The sequence below is a fragment of the Streptomyces sp. MBT65 genome (assembly GCF_016612545.1).
Classification (GTDB): domain Bacteria; phylum Actinomycetota; class Actinomycetes; order Streptomycetales; family Streptomycetaceae; genus Streptomyces.
The window spans coordinates 1-16164 of record NZ_JAENRY010000283.1 but is presented as its reverse complement, the minus strand read 5'-3'; the positions used below and the strand labels follow the sequence as shown (position 1 = coordinate 16164).

Here is a 16164-nt window from a genome sequence, read left to right as displayed (position 1 = left end):
GCCCAGACGCGGGCGCCGGGGGTGGGGACCGGGTCCGGAGGGGCGATCTTCGAGAGCAACGACTTGATGCCGTCGATGAGTTCCTCGTCCTCGTGCAGGACGTACGAGAGGTACGGGTCCGAGGCCTGGTCGGCGATCGTGTAGACCGCACACCAGGTGGCGAGGGTCGGGACCGTCATCTGGGCCATCAGGGCCAGGGTTTGGTCGCGGTCCAGGGTGCCCGCGAGGAGGTCGGAGGCCTCGACCAGGAAGCTGAGCGAGCCGCGGCGCAGGCGTTCCAGTTCGCCCAGGCGGGCCGATTCGACCGCCAACGCGATGCGGTCGGCGGCGAATTGGAGGCGCAGCGCTTCTTCGTTCGAGTACTTGTTGGGGCCTTCGGCGGCGACTCCTAGGGAGCCGGTGAGGCGGCCCTCCACCTTCAGGGGGACCGTGACGACCGAGCGCATTCCGGTGCCGCTGAGGAGCGGTACGGCGCCCGGGACGGCCTGGAGATCCTCGTGGACGGCCGGCATGCGGGCGGAGCCGTAGCGGCCGGGGCCCGCTTCGACGGGCACGCGCGCGAAGCGTTGGCGTGCGGAGGGCAGGCCCGTGGAGGCGCGGACCTCCAACTCCGTTTCGTCGTCGGTCGCGAGGAGGAGGAAGGCGGAGTCTCCGTCGAGCATGTCGCGGGCGCGCTCGACCGTGCGCTGGAGGAGGCCGTCGAGGTCGTCCGGCGCGGGTGAGCCGATGAACACCTCGAAGGGGTCGGTGTTCTGGCCGTCCGGGGTGGACGCCGCGTCGGGGGCGGGGCCGCGCTGCGGACTCTGCAGAACCGCGCGTTCGTGGTCCCTCACCAGGAGGCACACGGTTGACGGCTCGCCGTCCGTGTCGCGGACGCGGAGGTGGGAGGCGTAGACCGGGGTGACGCGGCCGTCGGCGCCGCGGATGCCGTAGGTGCCCTCCCAGCGGGAGAGGCGGAGGGCCTCGGCGATGCCGGTGCTGGTGCCCGGGGTGTGCGGCCAGGCGGCGAGGTCGGTGAGGGGCTTGCCGGTGACCTGCTCGGCGGCGTAGCCGAAGAGTTCCTCGGCGTCCTCGTTCCAGGACGCGATGGAGCCCGTACGGTCGATCTGGACGACCGCGACGCGGACTCTGCCGTCGGCGAGGGGGAGCAGGGCGGCCGGCAGGGACGGGCCGGCCGTGCGGGTGCCCACCGGGCGTGCCGGGAGGTCGAGTTGGAACCAGACCAGTTTCTTGGTGGGGGTGTAGTCGACGCCCCAGCGGCTGGCCAGGGCGGCGCACAACTGGAGGCCGCGGCCGCCCTCGCGGTCGGGGCTGCTCATCGTGATCGCGGCCCCCTGGAGGGGGATTTCGCGCTCGGGGTAGTGGTCGGCGACTTCGATCCTCACGCCGTCGTCACTCCGTAGACACAGAACATCCGCGGCCGTGCCCGCGTGGACCACGGCGTTGGTCACCAGCTCGCTGGTGAGGACCACGGCGTCGTCGACGATGTCGGCGAAGCCCCAGCCCTGAAGGGTGTCGCGGACGAAGGACCGCGCGGTGGCGACCGATCGTCCGACGGGCTCGAAGCTGGCGGCCGCGCGCGCGGTGATCACAGAACTCCTCGGCCTGTTGTCGGCGGGCAGGTCACCATGGCCGATCGGCGCCTGCCGGGGCACCGGCTGGCCTCCGTTCGGCAGGGGATCCTGGGGCGTTCCCCCAGGATGCAGTCCGGTGGTCATGGTGCGGTGCCCCTCCGATGCCTGCCCGCTCGTGCTCGTGCCACCGCCCAGGCCGGACGGAACCGGCGCGGCTGGACAGCCGCATGCAAGGTTACTTACCTTCACCGTCCATGCGGATGCCGGTCCGCAGTGTTTCCGTCCTCAGGGTGTGCGGACCGTGTGCGAAGCTGCCGAACTGTTATGGCCTGGTTCAGGCAGGGTGAAACACTGGGCAGGATTCTGGAGAAGGTCCGGGCAGGCTGGGTGTCTTCTGTGTATGGCGGACAGCAGGCCTTGTTGAAGCCCGGTAAACCGGGCAGAGATACGCGGCAGTAACTGATACGCCGAGCAGTAGCACCTCAGCACGGCAGCAACGGTCGACCCCTGCGGGAGGGACACAGTGGAGTCTGGCGCAGCGACGCGGGCCACCAAGACGCGCGCGAAAGGCGGACAGTCCCTGAAGAACCAGCGCAAACCGCGCAATGGGACCACGGAAGTGGATGCGGCCTCCTTGGACCGGCTGCTGACGGCTCTGGTCGCCATGCGGGACGGGAACTTCCGCAAGCGGCTCACGGTGTCCGGCGACGGCGTGATGTCGGAGATCGCCGCCGTGTTCAACGAGGTGGCCGACCGCAATCTGCACCTCACGGGTGAGCTGTCCCGGGTGCGGCGGGTGGTGGGCCGTGAGGGAAAGCTCACGGAGCGGCTGGAGACGGGCGCCTGCGAGGGTTCCTGGGCCTCGGCCATCGACGCCTCCAACGCCCTCGTGGACGACCTTGTACGGCCCGTCTCCGAGGTCGGACGGGTGCTCTCCGCGGTGGCGGAGGGTGATCTGTCGCCGCGTATGGAGCTGCGGACGCAGGCGCCGGACGGGACCGGGCATCCGTTGCGCGGGGAGTTCCTCAAGGTCGGGCGGACCGTCAACAATCTGGTCGACCAGCTGTCGACGTTCACCGACGAGGTCACGCGCGTGGCCAGCGAGGTGGGCACCGAGGGCAAGCTGGGCGGGCAGGCGCGCGTGCGTGGCATGTCCGGCTCGTGGAAGGACCTCACGGAGTCCGTCAACACGATGGCGTACCGGCTGACGGCCCAGGTGCGGGACATCGCGCTGGTGACCACGGCGGTCGCAAAGGGCGACCTGTCGCGCAAGGTCACGGTCCATGTCGCCGGCGAGATGCTGGAGCTCAAGAACACCGTCAACACGATGGTGGACCAGCTGTCGTCCTTCTCCTCCGAGGTGACGCGGGTCGCGCGCGAGGTGGGCACCGAGGGCGAGTTGGGCGGCCAGGCGCAGGTGCCGGGTGTGGCCGGGGTGTGGAAGGACCTCACCGACTCGGTGAACATCATGGCCGGGAACCTGACGGCCCAGGTGCGCGGGATCGCCCAGGTGACGACGGCTGTCGCCAACGGTGACCTGTCGCAGAAGGTGACCGTGTCGGCGCGGGGCGAGGTCGCCCAGCTCGCCGAGACGATCAACCAGATGACCGAGACGCTGCGTACGTTCGCCGACGAGGTCACGCGCGTGGCCAACGAAGTAGGTGCCGAGGGGCAGCTCGGCGGGCAGGCGAACGTGCCGGGTGCGGCGGGGACGTGGAAGGACCTCACCGATTCGGTGAACACGGTCTTCCGGAACCTGACGATCCAGGTGCGGGACATCGCCGCCGTGACGACCGCGGTGGCGAGTGGTGACCTGTCCCAGAAGGTCACCGTGAACGTGGCCGGCGAGATGCTGGAACTGAAGAACACCGTCAACGGGATGGTCGATCAGCTGTCCTCGTTCGGTGCCGAGGTCACGCGCGTGGCGCGCGAGATCGGTGTCGAGGGTGAACTGGGCGGCCAGGCACAGGTGCCGGGGGCTGCCGGTACCTGGAAGGACCTGACCGACTCGGTCAACACCGCGTTCCGCAACCTCACCGGTCAGGTGCGCAACATCGCGCAGGTGACGACGGCCGTGGCCAACGGCGATCTGTCCCAGAAGGTCACCGTCGATGTCTCCGGCGAGATGCTTCAGTTGAAGAACACCGTCAACACGATGGTGGACCAGCTGTCGTCGTTCGCCGACCAGGTGACCCGCATGGCCCGGGACGTGGGCACGGAGGGCCGTCTCGGCGGCCAGGCGCGCGTGGACGGTGTCTCGGGCACCTGGAAGGAACTCACCGACTCCGTCAACTCGATGGCCGGGAACCTGACGTCCCAGGTGCGCAACATCGCCCAGGTGACGACGGCGGTGGCCCAGGGTGACCTGTCCCAGAAGATCGACGTGGACGCGCGCGGCGAGATCCTGGAGCTGAAGAACACGATCAACACGATGGTTGATCAACTGTCCGCGTTCGCCGACCAGGTGACCCGGGTCGCCCGCGAGGTGGGCACGGAGGGCCGGCTGGGCGGGCAGGCGCAGGTGCCCGGTGTCGCCGGTGTGTGGCGCGACCTGACCGACTCCGTGAACGGCATGGCGGGCAACCTCACCGCGCAGGTCCGCAACATCGCGCAGGTCGCGACGGCGGTGGCCCGGGGTGACCTGTCCCAGAAGATCACCGTGGACGCGCGCGGGGAGATCCTGGAGCTGAAGAACACCCTGAACACGATGGTCGACCAGCTCTCCTCGTTCGCCGAGGAGGTCACGCGTGTGGCCCGCGAGGTGGGCACCGAGGGGCAGTTGGGCGGGCAGGCCGAGGTGCAGGGTGTCTCGGGCACCTGGAAGGACCTCACGCAGTCGGTGAACTTCATGGCGAACAACCTGACCATCCAGGTGCGCCAGATCGCCGAGGTCACGACCGCCGTCGCCAAGGGCGACCTGTCCAAGAAGATCACTGTTGACGCCAAGGGCGAGATCCTTGAGCTCGTCACGACGGTCAACACGATGGTCGATCAACTCTCGTCGTTCGCCGAGCAGGTGACCCGGGTGGCCCGCGAGGTGGGCACCGAGGGCATCCTGGGCGGCCAGGCGCACGTGCCGGGCATCACGGGCATCTGGAAGGACCTCAGCGGCAACGTCAACCTGATGGCCAACAACCTGACCGTGCAGGTGCGGAACATCTCCCAGGTCGCGGCGGCCGTCGCCAACGGCGACCTCACGCGCACGGTGACGATCGAGGCGCGCGGCGAGGTCCAGCAGCTCGCCGACACCTTCAACACCATGGTGAAGACGCTGAGTTCGTTCGCCGACCAGGTCACCAAGGTGGCCCGCGAGGTGGGTACGGACGGCATCCTGGGCGGCCAGGCGCATGTGCCGGGCGTCGCGGGAACCTGGAAGGACCTCACCGACTCGGTGAACGGCATGGCGTCCAACCTGACCGGCCAGGTGCGCAACATCGCGATGGTCACCACGGCCATCGCCAAGGGCGACCTGACCAAGAAGATCGACATCGACGCCCGCGGCGAGATCCTCGAACTCAAGACGACGATCAACACCATGGTCGATCAGCTGTCCAGTTTCGCCGAGGAGGTCACCCGGGTCGCCCGCGAGGTGGGCACGGAAGGCCAGTTGGGCGGCCAGGCACGCGTGCGTGACGTCGACGGCACGTGGCGCGACCTCACCGAGTCGGTGAACGAGATGGCCGGGAACCTGACCCGGCAGGTGCGTGCCATCGCGCGCGTGGCGACCGCGGTGACCCGGGGCGACCTGAACCTGAAGATCGACGTGGACGCGTCCGGGGAGATCCAGGAACTCCAGGACTACATCAACAAGATGATCGCCAACCTGCGGGACACCACGATCGCCAACAAGGAGCAGGACTGGCTCAAGGGCAACCTCGCCCGCATCTCGGCGCTGATGCAGGGCCGCCGCGACCTGGACGACGTGGCCTCGCTGATCATGAGCGAGCTGACGCCGGTGGTCTCGGCGCAGCACGGCGCGTTCTTCCTCGCGCTGCCGCTCGCGGACGCGGAGGGCGAGGACGCGTACGAACTGCGCATGCTCGGGTCGTACGGCTACTCCATGGGCTCCATGCCGACCTCGTTCAGGCCCGGTGAGGCGCTGATCGGGACGGCCGCCCAGGAGCGGCGCACGATCCTCGTGGAGAACGCGCCCAGTGGCTATCTGAAGATCTCCTCGGGGCTCGGGGAGGCGCCGCCCGCGCAGGTGATCGTGCTTCCGGTGCTGTTCGAGGGGAAGGTGCTCGGCATCATCGAGCTGGCCTCCTTCACGCCCTTCACGCACATCCAGAAGGACTTCCTCAACCAGATCGCCGAGATGATCGCGACCAGCGTCAACACCATCTCCGTCAACACCAAGACCGAGGTGCTGCTGAAGCAGTCGCAGGAGCTGACCGAGCAACTCCGGGAGCGGTCGGACGAGTTGGAGAACCGGCAGAAGGCCCTCCAGTCGTCCAACGCCGAACTGGAGGAGAAAGCCGAGCTGTTGGCCCAGCAGAACCGCGACATCGAGGTCAAGAACACCGAGATCGAGGAGGCGCGGCAGGTCCTGGAGGAGCGCGCCGAGCAGCTCGCGGTGTCGATGCGCTACAAGAGCGAGTTCCTCGCGAACATGTCGCACGAGCTGCGCACACCGCTCAACTCGCTGCTGATCCTGGCCAAGTTGCTCGCCGACAACGCGGAGGGGAACCTCTCCCCGAAGCAGGTCGAGTTCGCCGAGACGATCCACGGCGCGGGGTCCGACCTGCTCCAGTTGATCAACGACATCCTGGACCTGTCGAAGGTCGAGGCGGGCAAGATGGACGTCTCCCCGACGCGTATCGCGCTCGTCCAACTCGTCGACTACGTAGAGGCCACTTTCCGCCCGCTGACCGCGGAGAAGGGCCTCGACCTGTCGGTGCGGGTGTCGCCGGAACTGCCCGCCACGCTGCACACCGACGAGCAGCGGCTGCTCCAGGTGCTGCGCAACCTGCTGTCGAACGCGGTGAAGTTCACCGACTCCGGGGCGGTCGAGCTGGTCATCCGGCCGGCCGGCGCGGATGTGCCGGTGGCGATCCGGGAGCAGCTCCTGGAGGCCGGTTCGCTGCGGGACGCTGACGCCGGTCTGATCGCGTTCTCGGTGACCGACACCGGGATCGGGATCGCGGGCAGCAAGATGCGGGTGATCTTCGAGGCGTTCAAGCAGGCGGACGGTACGACGAGTCGCAAGTACGGCGGTACGGGCCTGGGGTTGTCGATCTCCCGGGAGATCGCGCAGTTGCTCGGCGGTGAGATCTATGCGCAGAGCGAACCGGGGCGTGGTTCGACGTTCACGTTGTATTTGCCGCTGCACCCGAGCGAACTGCCCCCGCAGGGCTACCAGCAGTTGCCCGCGCTGGAGGCGGGCGATCTGGTGGCGTCCGCGGCGGAGCTCGCGGAGCTGTCGGAGCGGAGCGAGGTGGGCTTCGAGACGCCGGCCGAGGTGAAGTCGTACCACGAGACGCAGAACGGTGCCGCCGCGCTCTTCAGGCGCCGGCGCAGGGCCGTCGAGTCGGCCCAACTGGGGCAGACCGTACGGGACCAGTGGGCGTCCGAGGAGAGTGCGCCTCCGTCGCGCCGGGGGATCCGGTTCAACGGGGAGAAGGTGCTGATCGTCGACGACGACATCCGCAACGTCTTCGCGCTGACCAGCGTCCTGGAGCAGCACGGGCTGTCCGTGCTGTACGCGGAGAACGGCCGCGAGGGCATCGAAGTCCTGGAGCAGCACGACGATGTGACGGTCGTTCTGATGGACATCATGATGCCCGAGATGGACGGATATGCGACCACGACGGCGATCCGCAGGATGCCGCAGTTCGCCGGGCTCCCGATCATCGCGCTGACCGCGAAGGCGATGAAGGGCGACCGGGAGAAGGCGATCGAATCCGGTGCCTCGGACTACGTCACCAAGCCGGTCGATCCCGATCACCTGTTGTCGGTGATGGAGCAGTGGATGCGGCCGGAGTGACGGAAACGACCGGACTCGACGGGAAAGTCGCCGGACTCGACGGGAAAGCGGCGGGGACGGTGCAGGGAACGTTCGGTGGCCACGCGGAGTTGCTGACTCAGTGTGTCCGAAGCCGTGTAGAAGCACGGGATTCGGGGAACCTTCTGGTCTCCCGCTACGTTTCTGCTTCGTGCACAGTGACATCGCGGTGACAGGGTGTGGCGACAGGCGGGGTGCGGCTACCATGACCGGCACAAGGACGGGCGGCGCAAGAGAGTCGTCCCCTGGGGCGGCGCCCGGTGCACATCCGGGGCGAGGAGGGCGGGCCATGGTGCAGAAGGCCAAGATCCTCCTGGTCGATGACCGGCCGGAGAATCTGCTGGCGCTGGAGGCCATCCTCTCTGCGCTCGATCAGACACTGGTTCGGGCATCGTCCGGGGAGGAAGCGCTCAAAGCACTGCTGACGGACGACTTCGCGGTCATTCTGCTGGACGTCCAGATGCCGGGCATGGACGGTTTCGAAACCGCCGCGCACATCAAGCGACGGGAGCGGACCCGGGACATCCCGATCATCTTCCTCACCGCGATCAACCACGGCCCGCACCACACCTTCCGGGGTTACGCGGCGGGCGCGGTCGACTACATCTCCAAGCCGTTCGACCCATGGGTGCTGCGCGCGAAGGTCTCGGTCTTCGTCGAGCTCTACATGAAGAACTGCCAGCTTCGGGAGCAAGCGGCCCTGCTGCGGCTCCAGTTGGAGGGCGGCGGCAAGCCCGCGGCCGGTGCGGCCAAGGAACCGGCCGGACTGCTCGCCGAACTGTCGGCGCGGCTCGCGGCCGTAGAGGAGCAGGCCGAGGCGCTGTCCAAGCAGCTCGACGACGAGTCGGCGGACGCGGCGGCCGTGGCCACCGCGGCTCATCTCGAACGCAAACTCACCGGGCTGCGCAGGGCGCTCGACGCCCTGGAGCCGGGCACGGGCAGCGGAGCACCTTCGCTGCCGTCGCAGAACTGACGTCCGCCGCGGGCGCAGTTGTGCGTGAGCGGGCGTCAGTTTCCCGTCCGGTAGGGGCGACACGAACGGGTGAAGCGGTGGGCACACGTGTCCCCTGCCGTCTCCACAGGTAACCTCACACCTATGGCCTCACGTCCCTCCGCAGCCAAGAAGCAGCCCGCCAAGAGGGCTGCTCCGGCGAAGGCTCCGGCGAAGAAGGCCGCTGCGAAAAGGCCCCCCGCGAAGAAGGCGGTCGCCAAGAAGACCGCCCGCCCGGCGCCCAAGCCGGCGCCCAGCCCCACCGGGGGCATCGTCAAACTCGTGCGCGCCGTCTGGCTCGGCACCGCGCACGCCGTCGGCGCGGTGTTCCGCGGCATAGGGCAGGGCGCGAAGAACTTGGACCCGGCCCACCGCAAGGACGGCGTCGCACTGCTGCTGTTCGGCCTCGCGCTGATCGTCGCCGCGGGCACCTGGGCCGATCTGCGCGGCCCGGTCGGCGACCTCGTCGAGATCCTGGTGACCGGCGCCTTCGGCCGCCTCGACCTGCTCGTGCCGATACTGCTCGCGGTGATCGCCGTGCGCTTCATCCGCCACCCCGAGAAGCCCGAGGCCAACGGCCGGATCGTGATCGGTCTGTCCGCGCTCGTCATCGGCGTGCTCGGCCAGGTCCACATCGCCTGCGGCGCGCCCGCCCGCAGCGACGGCATGCAGGCCATAAGGGACGCCGGCGGGCTCATCGGCTGGGGCGTGGCGACCCCGCTGACCTACACCATGGGCGAGGTCCTCGCCGTACCCCTGCTCGTGCTGCTCACGATCTTCGGGCTGCTGGTCGTCACGGCCACGCCCGTCAACGCGATCCCGCAGCGGCTGCGGCTGCTCGGCGTGAAGCTGGGCATCGTCCACGACTTCGACGACGAGGAGGAGTTCGGCGAGGACGACGAACGCTACGACGAGCAGTGGCGCGAGGCGCTGCCCGCGCGCCCCCGTAAGCGCGGGAGCGCCCCCGAGGCGTACGACCCCGACAGCGCCGAGCAGGACGCCCTCTTCAAGCGCCGGAGCCGCCCCAGGCGCTCCGCGGTGCCCCAGCCCGACATGCACCGCCCCATGGACGCCGTGGACGTCGCCGCGGCCGCCGCGGCGGCGCTCGACGGGGCCGTCCTGCACGGCATGCCGCCCTCGCCGATCGTCGCCGACCTCACCCAGGGCGTACGGGTCGGAGGAGACCGCGAGGACACCACCCCGACGCCCCTGCCGGCCCCCGCCGCGCGCCCCAAGCAGGAGAAGCTCAAGGCCGAGGTCATGGACCTCACGAAGGCGCCCCCGGAGGAGCCCCGCGACCTCCCGCCGCGCGCCGAGCAACTCCAGCTCTCCGGCGACATCACGTACTCGCTGCCCTCGCTCGACCTCCTCACGCGCGGGGGGCCCGGCAAGGCACGCAGCGCCGCGAACGACGCGGTGGTCGCCTCCCTGACGAACGTCTTCTCCGAGTTCAAGGTCGACGCCGCAGTCACCGGCTTCACGCGCGGGCCCACGGTCACGCGCTACGAGGTCGAGCTCGGCCCCGCCGTCAAGGTCGAGCGGATCACCGCGCTCACCAAGAACATCGCCTACGCCGTCGCCAGCCCCGACGTGCGGATCATCAGCCCGATCCCCGGCAAGTCCGCGGTCGGCATCGAGATCCCGAACACGGACCGCGAGATGGTCAACGTAGGAGACGTCCTGCGCCTCGCGGACGCGGCCGAGGACGATCACCCGATGCTCGTGGCGCTCGGCAAGGACGTCGAGGGCGGCTACGTCATGGCCAACATGGCGAAGATGCCGCACATCCTGGTGGCCGGTGCCACCGGCTCCGGCAAGTCGTCCTGCATCAACTGCCTGATCACGTCGATCATGTGCCGCGCGACCCCCGAGGACGTCCGCATGGTCCTCGTCGACCCCAAGCGCGTCGAACTGACCGCCTACGAAGGCATCCCGCACCTGATCACGCCCATCATCACCAACCCGAAGCGGGCCGCCGAGGCGCTCCAGTGGGTCGTACGCGAGATGGACCTCAGGTATGACGACCTCGCCGCCTTCGGGTACCGGCACATCGACGACTTCAACCAGGCGATCCGCGACGGCAAGCTGAAGACTCCGGAGGGCAGCGAGCGGGAGCTCAAGACCTATCCGTACCTCCTGGTGATCGTCGACGAGCTGGCCGACCTGATGATGGTCGCGCCCAGGGACGTCGAGGACTCCATCGTGCGCATCACGCAGCTCGCGCGCGCGGCCGGCATCCACCTGGTGCTCGCCACACAGCGCCCCTCCGTGGACGTCGTCACGGGTCTGATCAAGGCGAACGTGCCCTCCAGGCTCGCGTTCGCCACCTCCTCGCTCGCCGACTCGCGGGTCATCCTCGACCAGCCCGGCGCGGAGAAGCTGATCGGCAAGGGCGACGGGCTGTACCTGCCGATGGGGCAGAACAAGCCCACCCGTATGCAGGGCGCCTTCGTCACCGAGGACGAGATCCACGCCGTCGTGCAGCACTGCAAGGACCAGATGACCCCGGTCTTCCGGGAGGACGTCACCGTCGGCACCAAGCAGAAGAAGGAGATCGACGAGGACATCGGCGACGACCTCGACCTGTTGTGCCAGGCGGCCGAGCTGGTCGTGTCCACGCAGTTCGGGTCGACCTCGATGCTCCAGCGCAAGCTGCGCGTCGGCTTCGCCAAGGCCGGGCGGCTCATGGACCTCATGGAGTCCCGGGGCATCGTCGGACCCAGCGAGGGGTCCAAGGCGCGTGACGTTCTCCTGAAGGGCGACGAGCTGGACGGCGTGCTCGCCGTGATCCGCGGGGAGTCCGACGGCTAGGAGCGGGTAGGCGGTCCCCGAAGGGGGGCGGCCGACCGTGACTCACCCGTTAGAGATCAGTGGGCAACCGTTTCCCTTTGCCGTACGTCAAGTTGAGCGAGAGGACAGACAGGGCTCCCACCATGGGATCCGTGTCTGGCCCGCCGTCGGACGCTTCGGCCATACCGATGGCGTACAAAGTCCCACCGCCCGGTTGCCCCACCCTTTCATACCCCCCCTAGACTGAACTTCCAGCACAGGTGGCTACACGCTCGAAAGGCGCCCCCGTGTCCATCGGCAACTCCCCTGAAGACGAGCGTCCGTTCGAAGACGGTCGCTCCGAAGAGGGTCATGAGGAAGAAGCCCGCCCTTCCGTCGGCCGAGCCCTGCAGCAGGCACGCATCGCCGCCGGGCTGACCGTCGACGACGTCAGCAGTGCCACCCGGGTCCGCATCGCCATCGTGCACGCCATCGAGGCCGACGACTTCGCGCCCTGCGGCGGTGCCGTCTACGCCCGCGGGCACATCAGGACCCTCGCCAAGGCCGTCCACATCGATCCCGCACCGCTCCTCGCGCGCTACGACGACGATCACGGCGGACGTCCGGCCCCGACGCCGGCGGCGCCCCTCTTCGAGGCGGAACGTATCCGTCCCGAGCGGCGGGGCCCCAACTGGACCGCGGCCATGGTCGCCGCGATCGTCGCCGTGGTCGGCTTCGTCGGCTTCACGGCGTTCAAGGGCGGCGACAGTGACACTGACGCCGCGTCACAGGTCACCCAGGGAGCCACGCCCAGCGCCAGCAAGCCCGCCAAGCCGACACCCTCGAACACCGACTCCGCCACGCCGAAGTCCGACCCCTCCGACAGTGCCATCGCCGCCGCGCCGCAGGACAAGGTGACGGTCCAGGTGACCGCGGTCGACGGCCGCAGCTGGATCTCCGCCAAGGACCACAACGGCCGGATGCTCTTCGACGGACTCCTCAAGAAGGGCGAGTCCAAGACCTTCCAGGACAGCTCGAAGGTCAACCTGATCCTCGGCGACGCCGGTGTGATCCAGCTCTACGTCAACGGCAAGAAGATCGAGGACGACTTCCAGCCCGGAGCGGTGGAGCGCCTCACCTACACCAAGGGCGACCCCGAAGTCGGATAAGCAGTCCGACAAACGGTCCTACGGGGTGAGTGATCAAGGGGTTGGCCAAGATCGGCCAACCCCTTCGACGTGGGGTGTCAGTGGGACGAAGTAGTCTTGAGCCCATGCCTGAACGCCGTACCGTCGCACTCGTCACTCTTGGCTGCGCCCGTAACGAGGTGGACTCGGAGGAGCTCGCAGGCCGCTTGGAGGCGGACGGCTGGCAACTCGTGGAGGACGCCGAGGACGCGGACGTCGCCGTCGTCAACACCTGTGGCTTCGTCGAGGCCGCCAAGAAGGACTCCGTCGACGCCCTCCTCGAAGCCAATGACCTCAAGGGGCACGGCAGAACACAGGCCGTCGTGGCCGTGGGCTGCATGGCCGAGCGGTACGGCAAGGAGCTCGCCGAGGCGCTGCCCGAGGCCGACGGAGTGCTCGGCTTCGACGACTACGCCGACATCTCCGACCGCCTCCAGACCATCCTGAACGGCGGCATCCACGCCTCGCACACCCCGCGCGACCGCCGCAAGCTGCTGCCGATCAGCCCCGCCGAGCGGCAGGAATCCGCCGCCGACGTCGCGCTCCCCGGCCACGGCCCGGTCGACCTCCCGGACGGCCTCGCGCCCGCCTCGGGCCCCCGCGCGCCCCTGCGCCGCCGCTTGGACGGCTCCCCGGTCGCCTCGGTGAAGCTCGCCTCCGGCTGCGACCGGCGCTGCTCCTTCTGCGCCATCCCGTCCTTCCGCGGCTCCTTCATCTCCCGCCGCCCCAGCGACGTACTGAACGAGACCCGCTGGCTGGCCGAACAGGGCGTCAAGGAGGTCATGCTGGTCTCCGAGAACAACACGTCCTACGGCAAGGACCTGGGCGACATCCGCCTCCTGGAGTCGCTGCTGCCCGAGCTGGCGGACATCGACGGCCTGGAGCGCGTGCGGGTCAGCTACCTCCAGCCGGCCGAGATGCGCCCCGGGCTCATCGACGTGCTCACCTCCACGCCGAAGGTCGCGCCCTACTTCGACCTCTCCTTCCAGCACTCCGCGCCCGACGTGCTGCGCTCCATGCGCCGCTTCGGTGACACCGACCGCTTCCTCGAACTGCTCGACACCATCCGCTCCAAGGCCCCGCAGGCCGGCGTGCGCTCGAACTTCATCGTCGGCTTCCCCGGCGAGACGGAGGCCGACCTCGCCGAGCTGGAGCGCTTCCTGAACGGCGCGCGCCTGGACGCCATCGGTGTCTTCGGCTACTCCGACGAGGAGGGCACGGAGGCGGCGACGTACAAAAAGAAGCTCGACCAGGACGTCGTGGACGCGCGGCTCGCGCACATCTCGCGGCTCGCCGAGGAGCTCGTCTCGCAGCGTGCCGAGGAGCGTGTCGGCGAGACCGTTCAGGTGCTCGTCGAGTCGGTGGACTCCGAGGACGGCGCCTACGGCCGCGGCGAGCACCAGGCCCCGGAGACGGACGGCCAGGTGCTGCTCACGAGCGGCGAAGGCCTGAGCGTCGGCCGTATGGTCGAGGCGAAGGTGGTCGGTACGGAAGGTGTCGACCTGGTGGCCGAGCCGCTCCTGGGCTCGCTCGCGTGTAGTGAGGAGGCGGGCAGATGACCGGAGTCCCGGCATCGGCGGCGGGCGACACCTCCAGCGCGAGCGGCGCGCCCGCGAGCGCGGGTTCCGGTGCGGCCTCCGGTGGCGCCCCTTCCGGCGCGATGTCGGGCAACGTCTCCGGCGGTGTCCCCTCCGGGGGAGTCTCGGCCGGTGGCGCGTCCTCCGGTGGAACGTCGACCGGCGGTGTCCCTGCCGGGGGCGTCTCTTCCGGTGGAACGGCGACCAGTGTCCCGTCCGGTGTCGTCGACTCGGGTGTGCCCGGTGGGCCGAGGCCGGCGCGCGGTGCGAAGGTCGTCGCCGCCGCCGTCAACCAGGCGAGCGTCTGGAACATCGCCAACCTGCTGACCATGCTCCGGCTGCTGCTCGTCCCCGGCTTCGTCGCCCTCATGCTGGCCGACGGCGGGTACGACCCGGCGATGCGCTCGTTCGCCTGGGCGGCGTTCGCCGTCGCCATGATCACCGACCTGTTCGACGGTCATCTGGCGCGCACGTACGACCTCGTCACCGACTTCGGGAAGATCGCCGACCCCATCGCCGACAAGGCGATCATGGGCGCGGCGCTGATCTGTCTGTCCTCCCTGGGCGATCTGCCGTGGTGGGTGACCGTCGTCATCCTCGGCCGGGAACTCGGGATCACGCTGCTGCGTTTTCTTGTCATCCGGTACGGCGTCATTCCCGCGTCGCGCGGAGGCAAGTTGAAGACGCTGACGCAGGGCATCGCCGTAGGGATGTATGTGCTGGCGCTGACGGGATGGCTGGCCACGCTGCGGTTCTGGGTCATGGCGGCGGCGGTCGTTCTGACCGTGCTGACAGGGCTCGACTATGTGAGACAGGCCATTGTCCTGCGCAGGCAGGGAATCGCCGAGCGCAGGGCGGCGGCGGAGGAGACGGAAGCGTGAGTTCCACGGCCACTGAAGTGGTGCGACTACTGACCGTGAGCGGTACGACGCTCGCTGTCGCCGAGTCGCTCACCGGTGGTCTGGTTGCGGCGGAGATCACATCGGTGCCCGGAGCCTCCAAGGCCTTCCGCGGTTCGGTCACCGCCTATGCCACCGAGCTGAAGCATGAACTGCTCGGTGTCGACGCCACCTTGCTGACCGAGCGGGGAGCGGTGGACGCGCAGGTCGCGGCCCAGATGGCGGCCGGCGTGCGGAAGGCGCTCGGCGCCGACTGGGGCATCGCGACCACCGGTGTGGCGGGCCCGGAGCCGCAGGACGGACAGCCCGTCGGCACCGTTTTCATCGCCGTGGACGGACCCTCCGGACCGGAATCGGATGCTCCCGGTGGCGGGAAAGTGGCCGCGCTGCGGTTGAACGGCGGCCGGGCGGAAATTCGTATGGAGAGTGTACGGAGCGTACTCGCGCTGCTTCTGGAGCGGCTCGTGAGCGAACAGACCGGGAATGAGCGGGCACAGGATACGGAACAGAACGGGGGGTTTTGATGTTTGCAGCCCTGAGTGAACACGACATCGCTCCCCGCACGGCCGCGGCGCAAGGCGGTACGGTGGGGCGAGAAGGATGCGGCTACGCGGACCGAGGAGGGAGCCACCGATGATTCTGCTCCGTCGCCTGCTGGGTGACGTGCTGCGTCGGCAGCGCCAGCGCCAGGGCCGTACTCTGCGCGAAGTCTCCTCGTCCGCCCGAGTCTCACTCGGCTATCTCTCCGAGGTGGAGCGGGGGCAGAAGGAGGCATCCTCCGAGCTGCTCTCCGCCATCTGCGACGCGTTGGACGTACGGATGTCCGAGCTCATGCGGGAAGTCAGCGACGAGCTCGCTCTCGCCGAGCTGGCCCAGTCTGCTGCGGCCACCAATTCCGTGCCCACGTCGGTACGTCCGATGCTGGGCTCCGTATCGGTGAAGGGTGTGCCACCGGAACGGGTGACCATCAAGGCCCCCGCCGAGGCGGTGGACGTGGTCGCCGCGTGATGCTCACGCTGGTGTAGACCGACGAGGCGCTGACCGGCGCCGACCATGTGTGCGGGCCCCGGCCGGGGTCTTTCCAGGGAGATCTGGGGAGGCGCGGTCGGGGTTTTCGCGTTGGGGGCGGGGTCTCGGCGTGGTCCGGGATGGTTCGGGGCCCGCAC

General features: G+C 69.0%; 9 protein-coding genes. 8 read left to right on the top strand and 1 reads right to left on the bottom strand.

The annotated features are described in order from the left end of the window. A partial coding sequence (locus JHN63_RS40715; RefSeq protein WP_200690154.1) for a GAF domain-containing protein occupies window positions 1-1718 on the bottom strand: 1718 nt, incomplete at its 3' end. A 379-nt stretch (window positions 1719-2097) separates the two neighbouring features. On the opposite strand from JHN63_RS40715, the gene JHN63_RS40710 reads away from it, so the two are divergent. The 8 genes from JHN63_RS40710 to JHN63_RS40675 all read left to right on the top strand — a co-directional run bounded on the left by JHN63_RS40710 (window position 2098) and on the right by JHN63_RS40675 (window position 16006). After that, complete coding sequence (locus JHN63_RS40710) at window positions 2098-7557, top strand: HAMP domain-containing protein (protein WP_200690153.1); 5460 nt, start codon at window positions 2098-2100, stop codon at window positions 7555-7557. Window positions 7558-7864: 307 nt separating this feature from the next. Beyond that, window positions 7865-8548, top strand: coding sequence for a two-component system response regulator (locus JHN63_RS40705; protein ID WP_200690152.1), 684 nt, complete (start codon window positions 7865-7867; stop codon window positions 8546-8548). A 123-nt stretch (window positions 8549-8671) separates the two neighbouring features. Beyond that, window positions 8672-11377 carry a DNA translocase FtsK gene (locus JHN63_RS40700; protein WP_200690151.1) on the top strand — a complete coding sequence of 902 codons (2706 nt, stop codon included), beginning with the start codon at window positions 8672-8674 and terminating at the stop codon, window positions 11375-11377. A 266-nt stretch (window positions 11378-11643) separates the two neighbouring features. Then, the gene (locus JHN63_RS40695; protein WP_200690150.1) at window positions 11644-12504 is read left to right on the top strand and encodes a RodZ domain-containing protein; all 861 of its coding nucleotides are present in this window, start codon (window positions 11644-11646) and stop codon (window positions 12502-12504) included. Window positions 12505-12608: 104 nt separating this feature from the next. Continuing rightward, window positions 12609-14081, top strand: a complete 1473-nt coding sequence (gene rimO / locus JHN63_RS40690) for a 30S ribosomal protein S12 methylthiotransferase RimO (protein ID WP_200690149.1) — start codon at window positions 12609-12611, stop codon at window positions 14079-14081. Continuing rightward, on the top strand, window positions 14078-14980 hold the full coding sequence (pgsA, locus tag JHN63_RS40685) for a CDP-diacylglycerol--glycerol-3-phosphate 3-phosphatidyltransferase (RefSeq protein ID WP_200690148.1): 903 nt from the start codon (window positions 14078-14080) through the stop codon (window positions 14978-14980). Before rimO ends, pgsA begins: the two co-directional genes overlap by 4 nt. Next, window positions 14977-15522 (top strand): CinA family protein, encoded by a 546-nt coding sequence (locus JHN63_RS40680; RefSeq protein WP_200690147.1) that lies wholly within the window; start codon window positions 14977-14979, stop codon window positions 15520-15522. Before pgsA ends, JHN63_RS40680 begins: the two co-directional genes overlap by 4 nt. A 109-nt stretch (window positions 15523-15631) precedes the next feature. Beyond that, window positions 15632-16006 (top strand): helix-turn-helix domain-containing protein, encoded by a 375-nt coding sequence (locus JHN63_RS40675; RefSeq protein ID WP_043677837.1) that lies wholly within the window; start codon window positions 15632-15634, stop codon window positions 16004-16006. Window positions 16007-16164: the final 158 nt, after the last annotated feature.

Bases quoted from the DNA above. Each gene is read 5' to 3' on its own strand.
- JHN63_RS40705 (WP_200690152.1), top strand. From the start codon at position 7,865: ATGGTGCAGAAGGCCAAGATCCTCCTGGTCGATGACCGGCCGGAGAAT.
- JHN63_RS40700 (WP_200690151.1), top strand. From the start codon at position 8,672: ATGGCCTCACGTCCCTCCGCAGCCAAGAAGCAGCCCGCCAAGAGGGCT.
- rimO (WP_200690149.1), top strand. From the start codon at position 12,609: ATGCCTGAACGCCGTACCGTCGCACTCGTCACTCTTGGCTGCGCCCGT.
- pgsA (WP_200690148.1), top strand. From the start codon at position 14,078: ATGACCGGAGTCCCGGCATCGGCGGCGGGCGACACCTCCAGCGCGAGC.
- JHN63_RS40675 (WP_043677837.1), top strand. From the start codon at position 15,632: ATGATTCTGCTCCGTCGCCTGCTGGGTGACGTGCTGCGTCGGCAGCGC.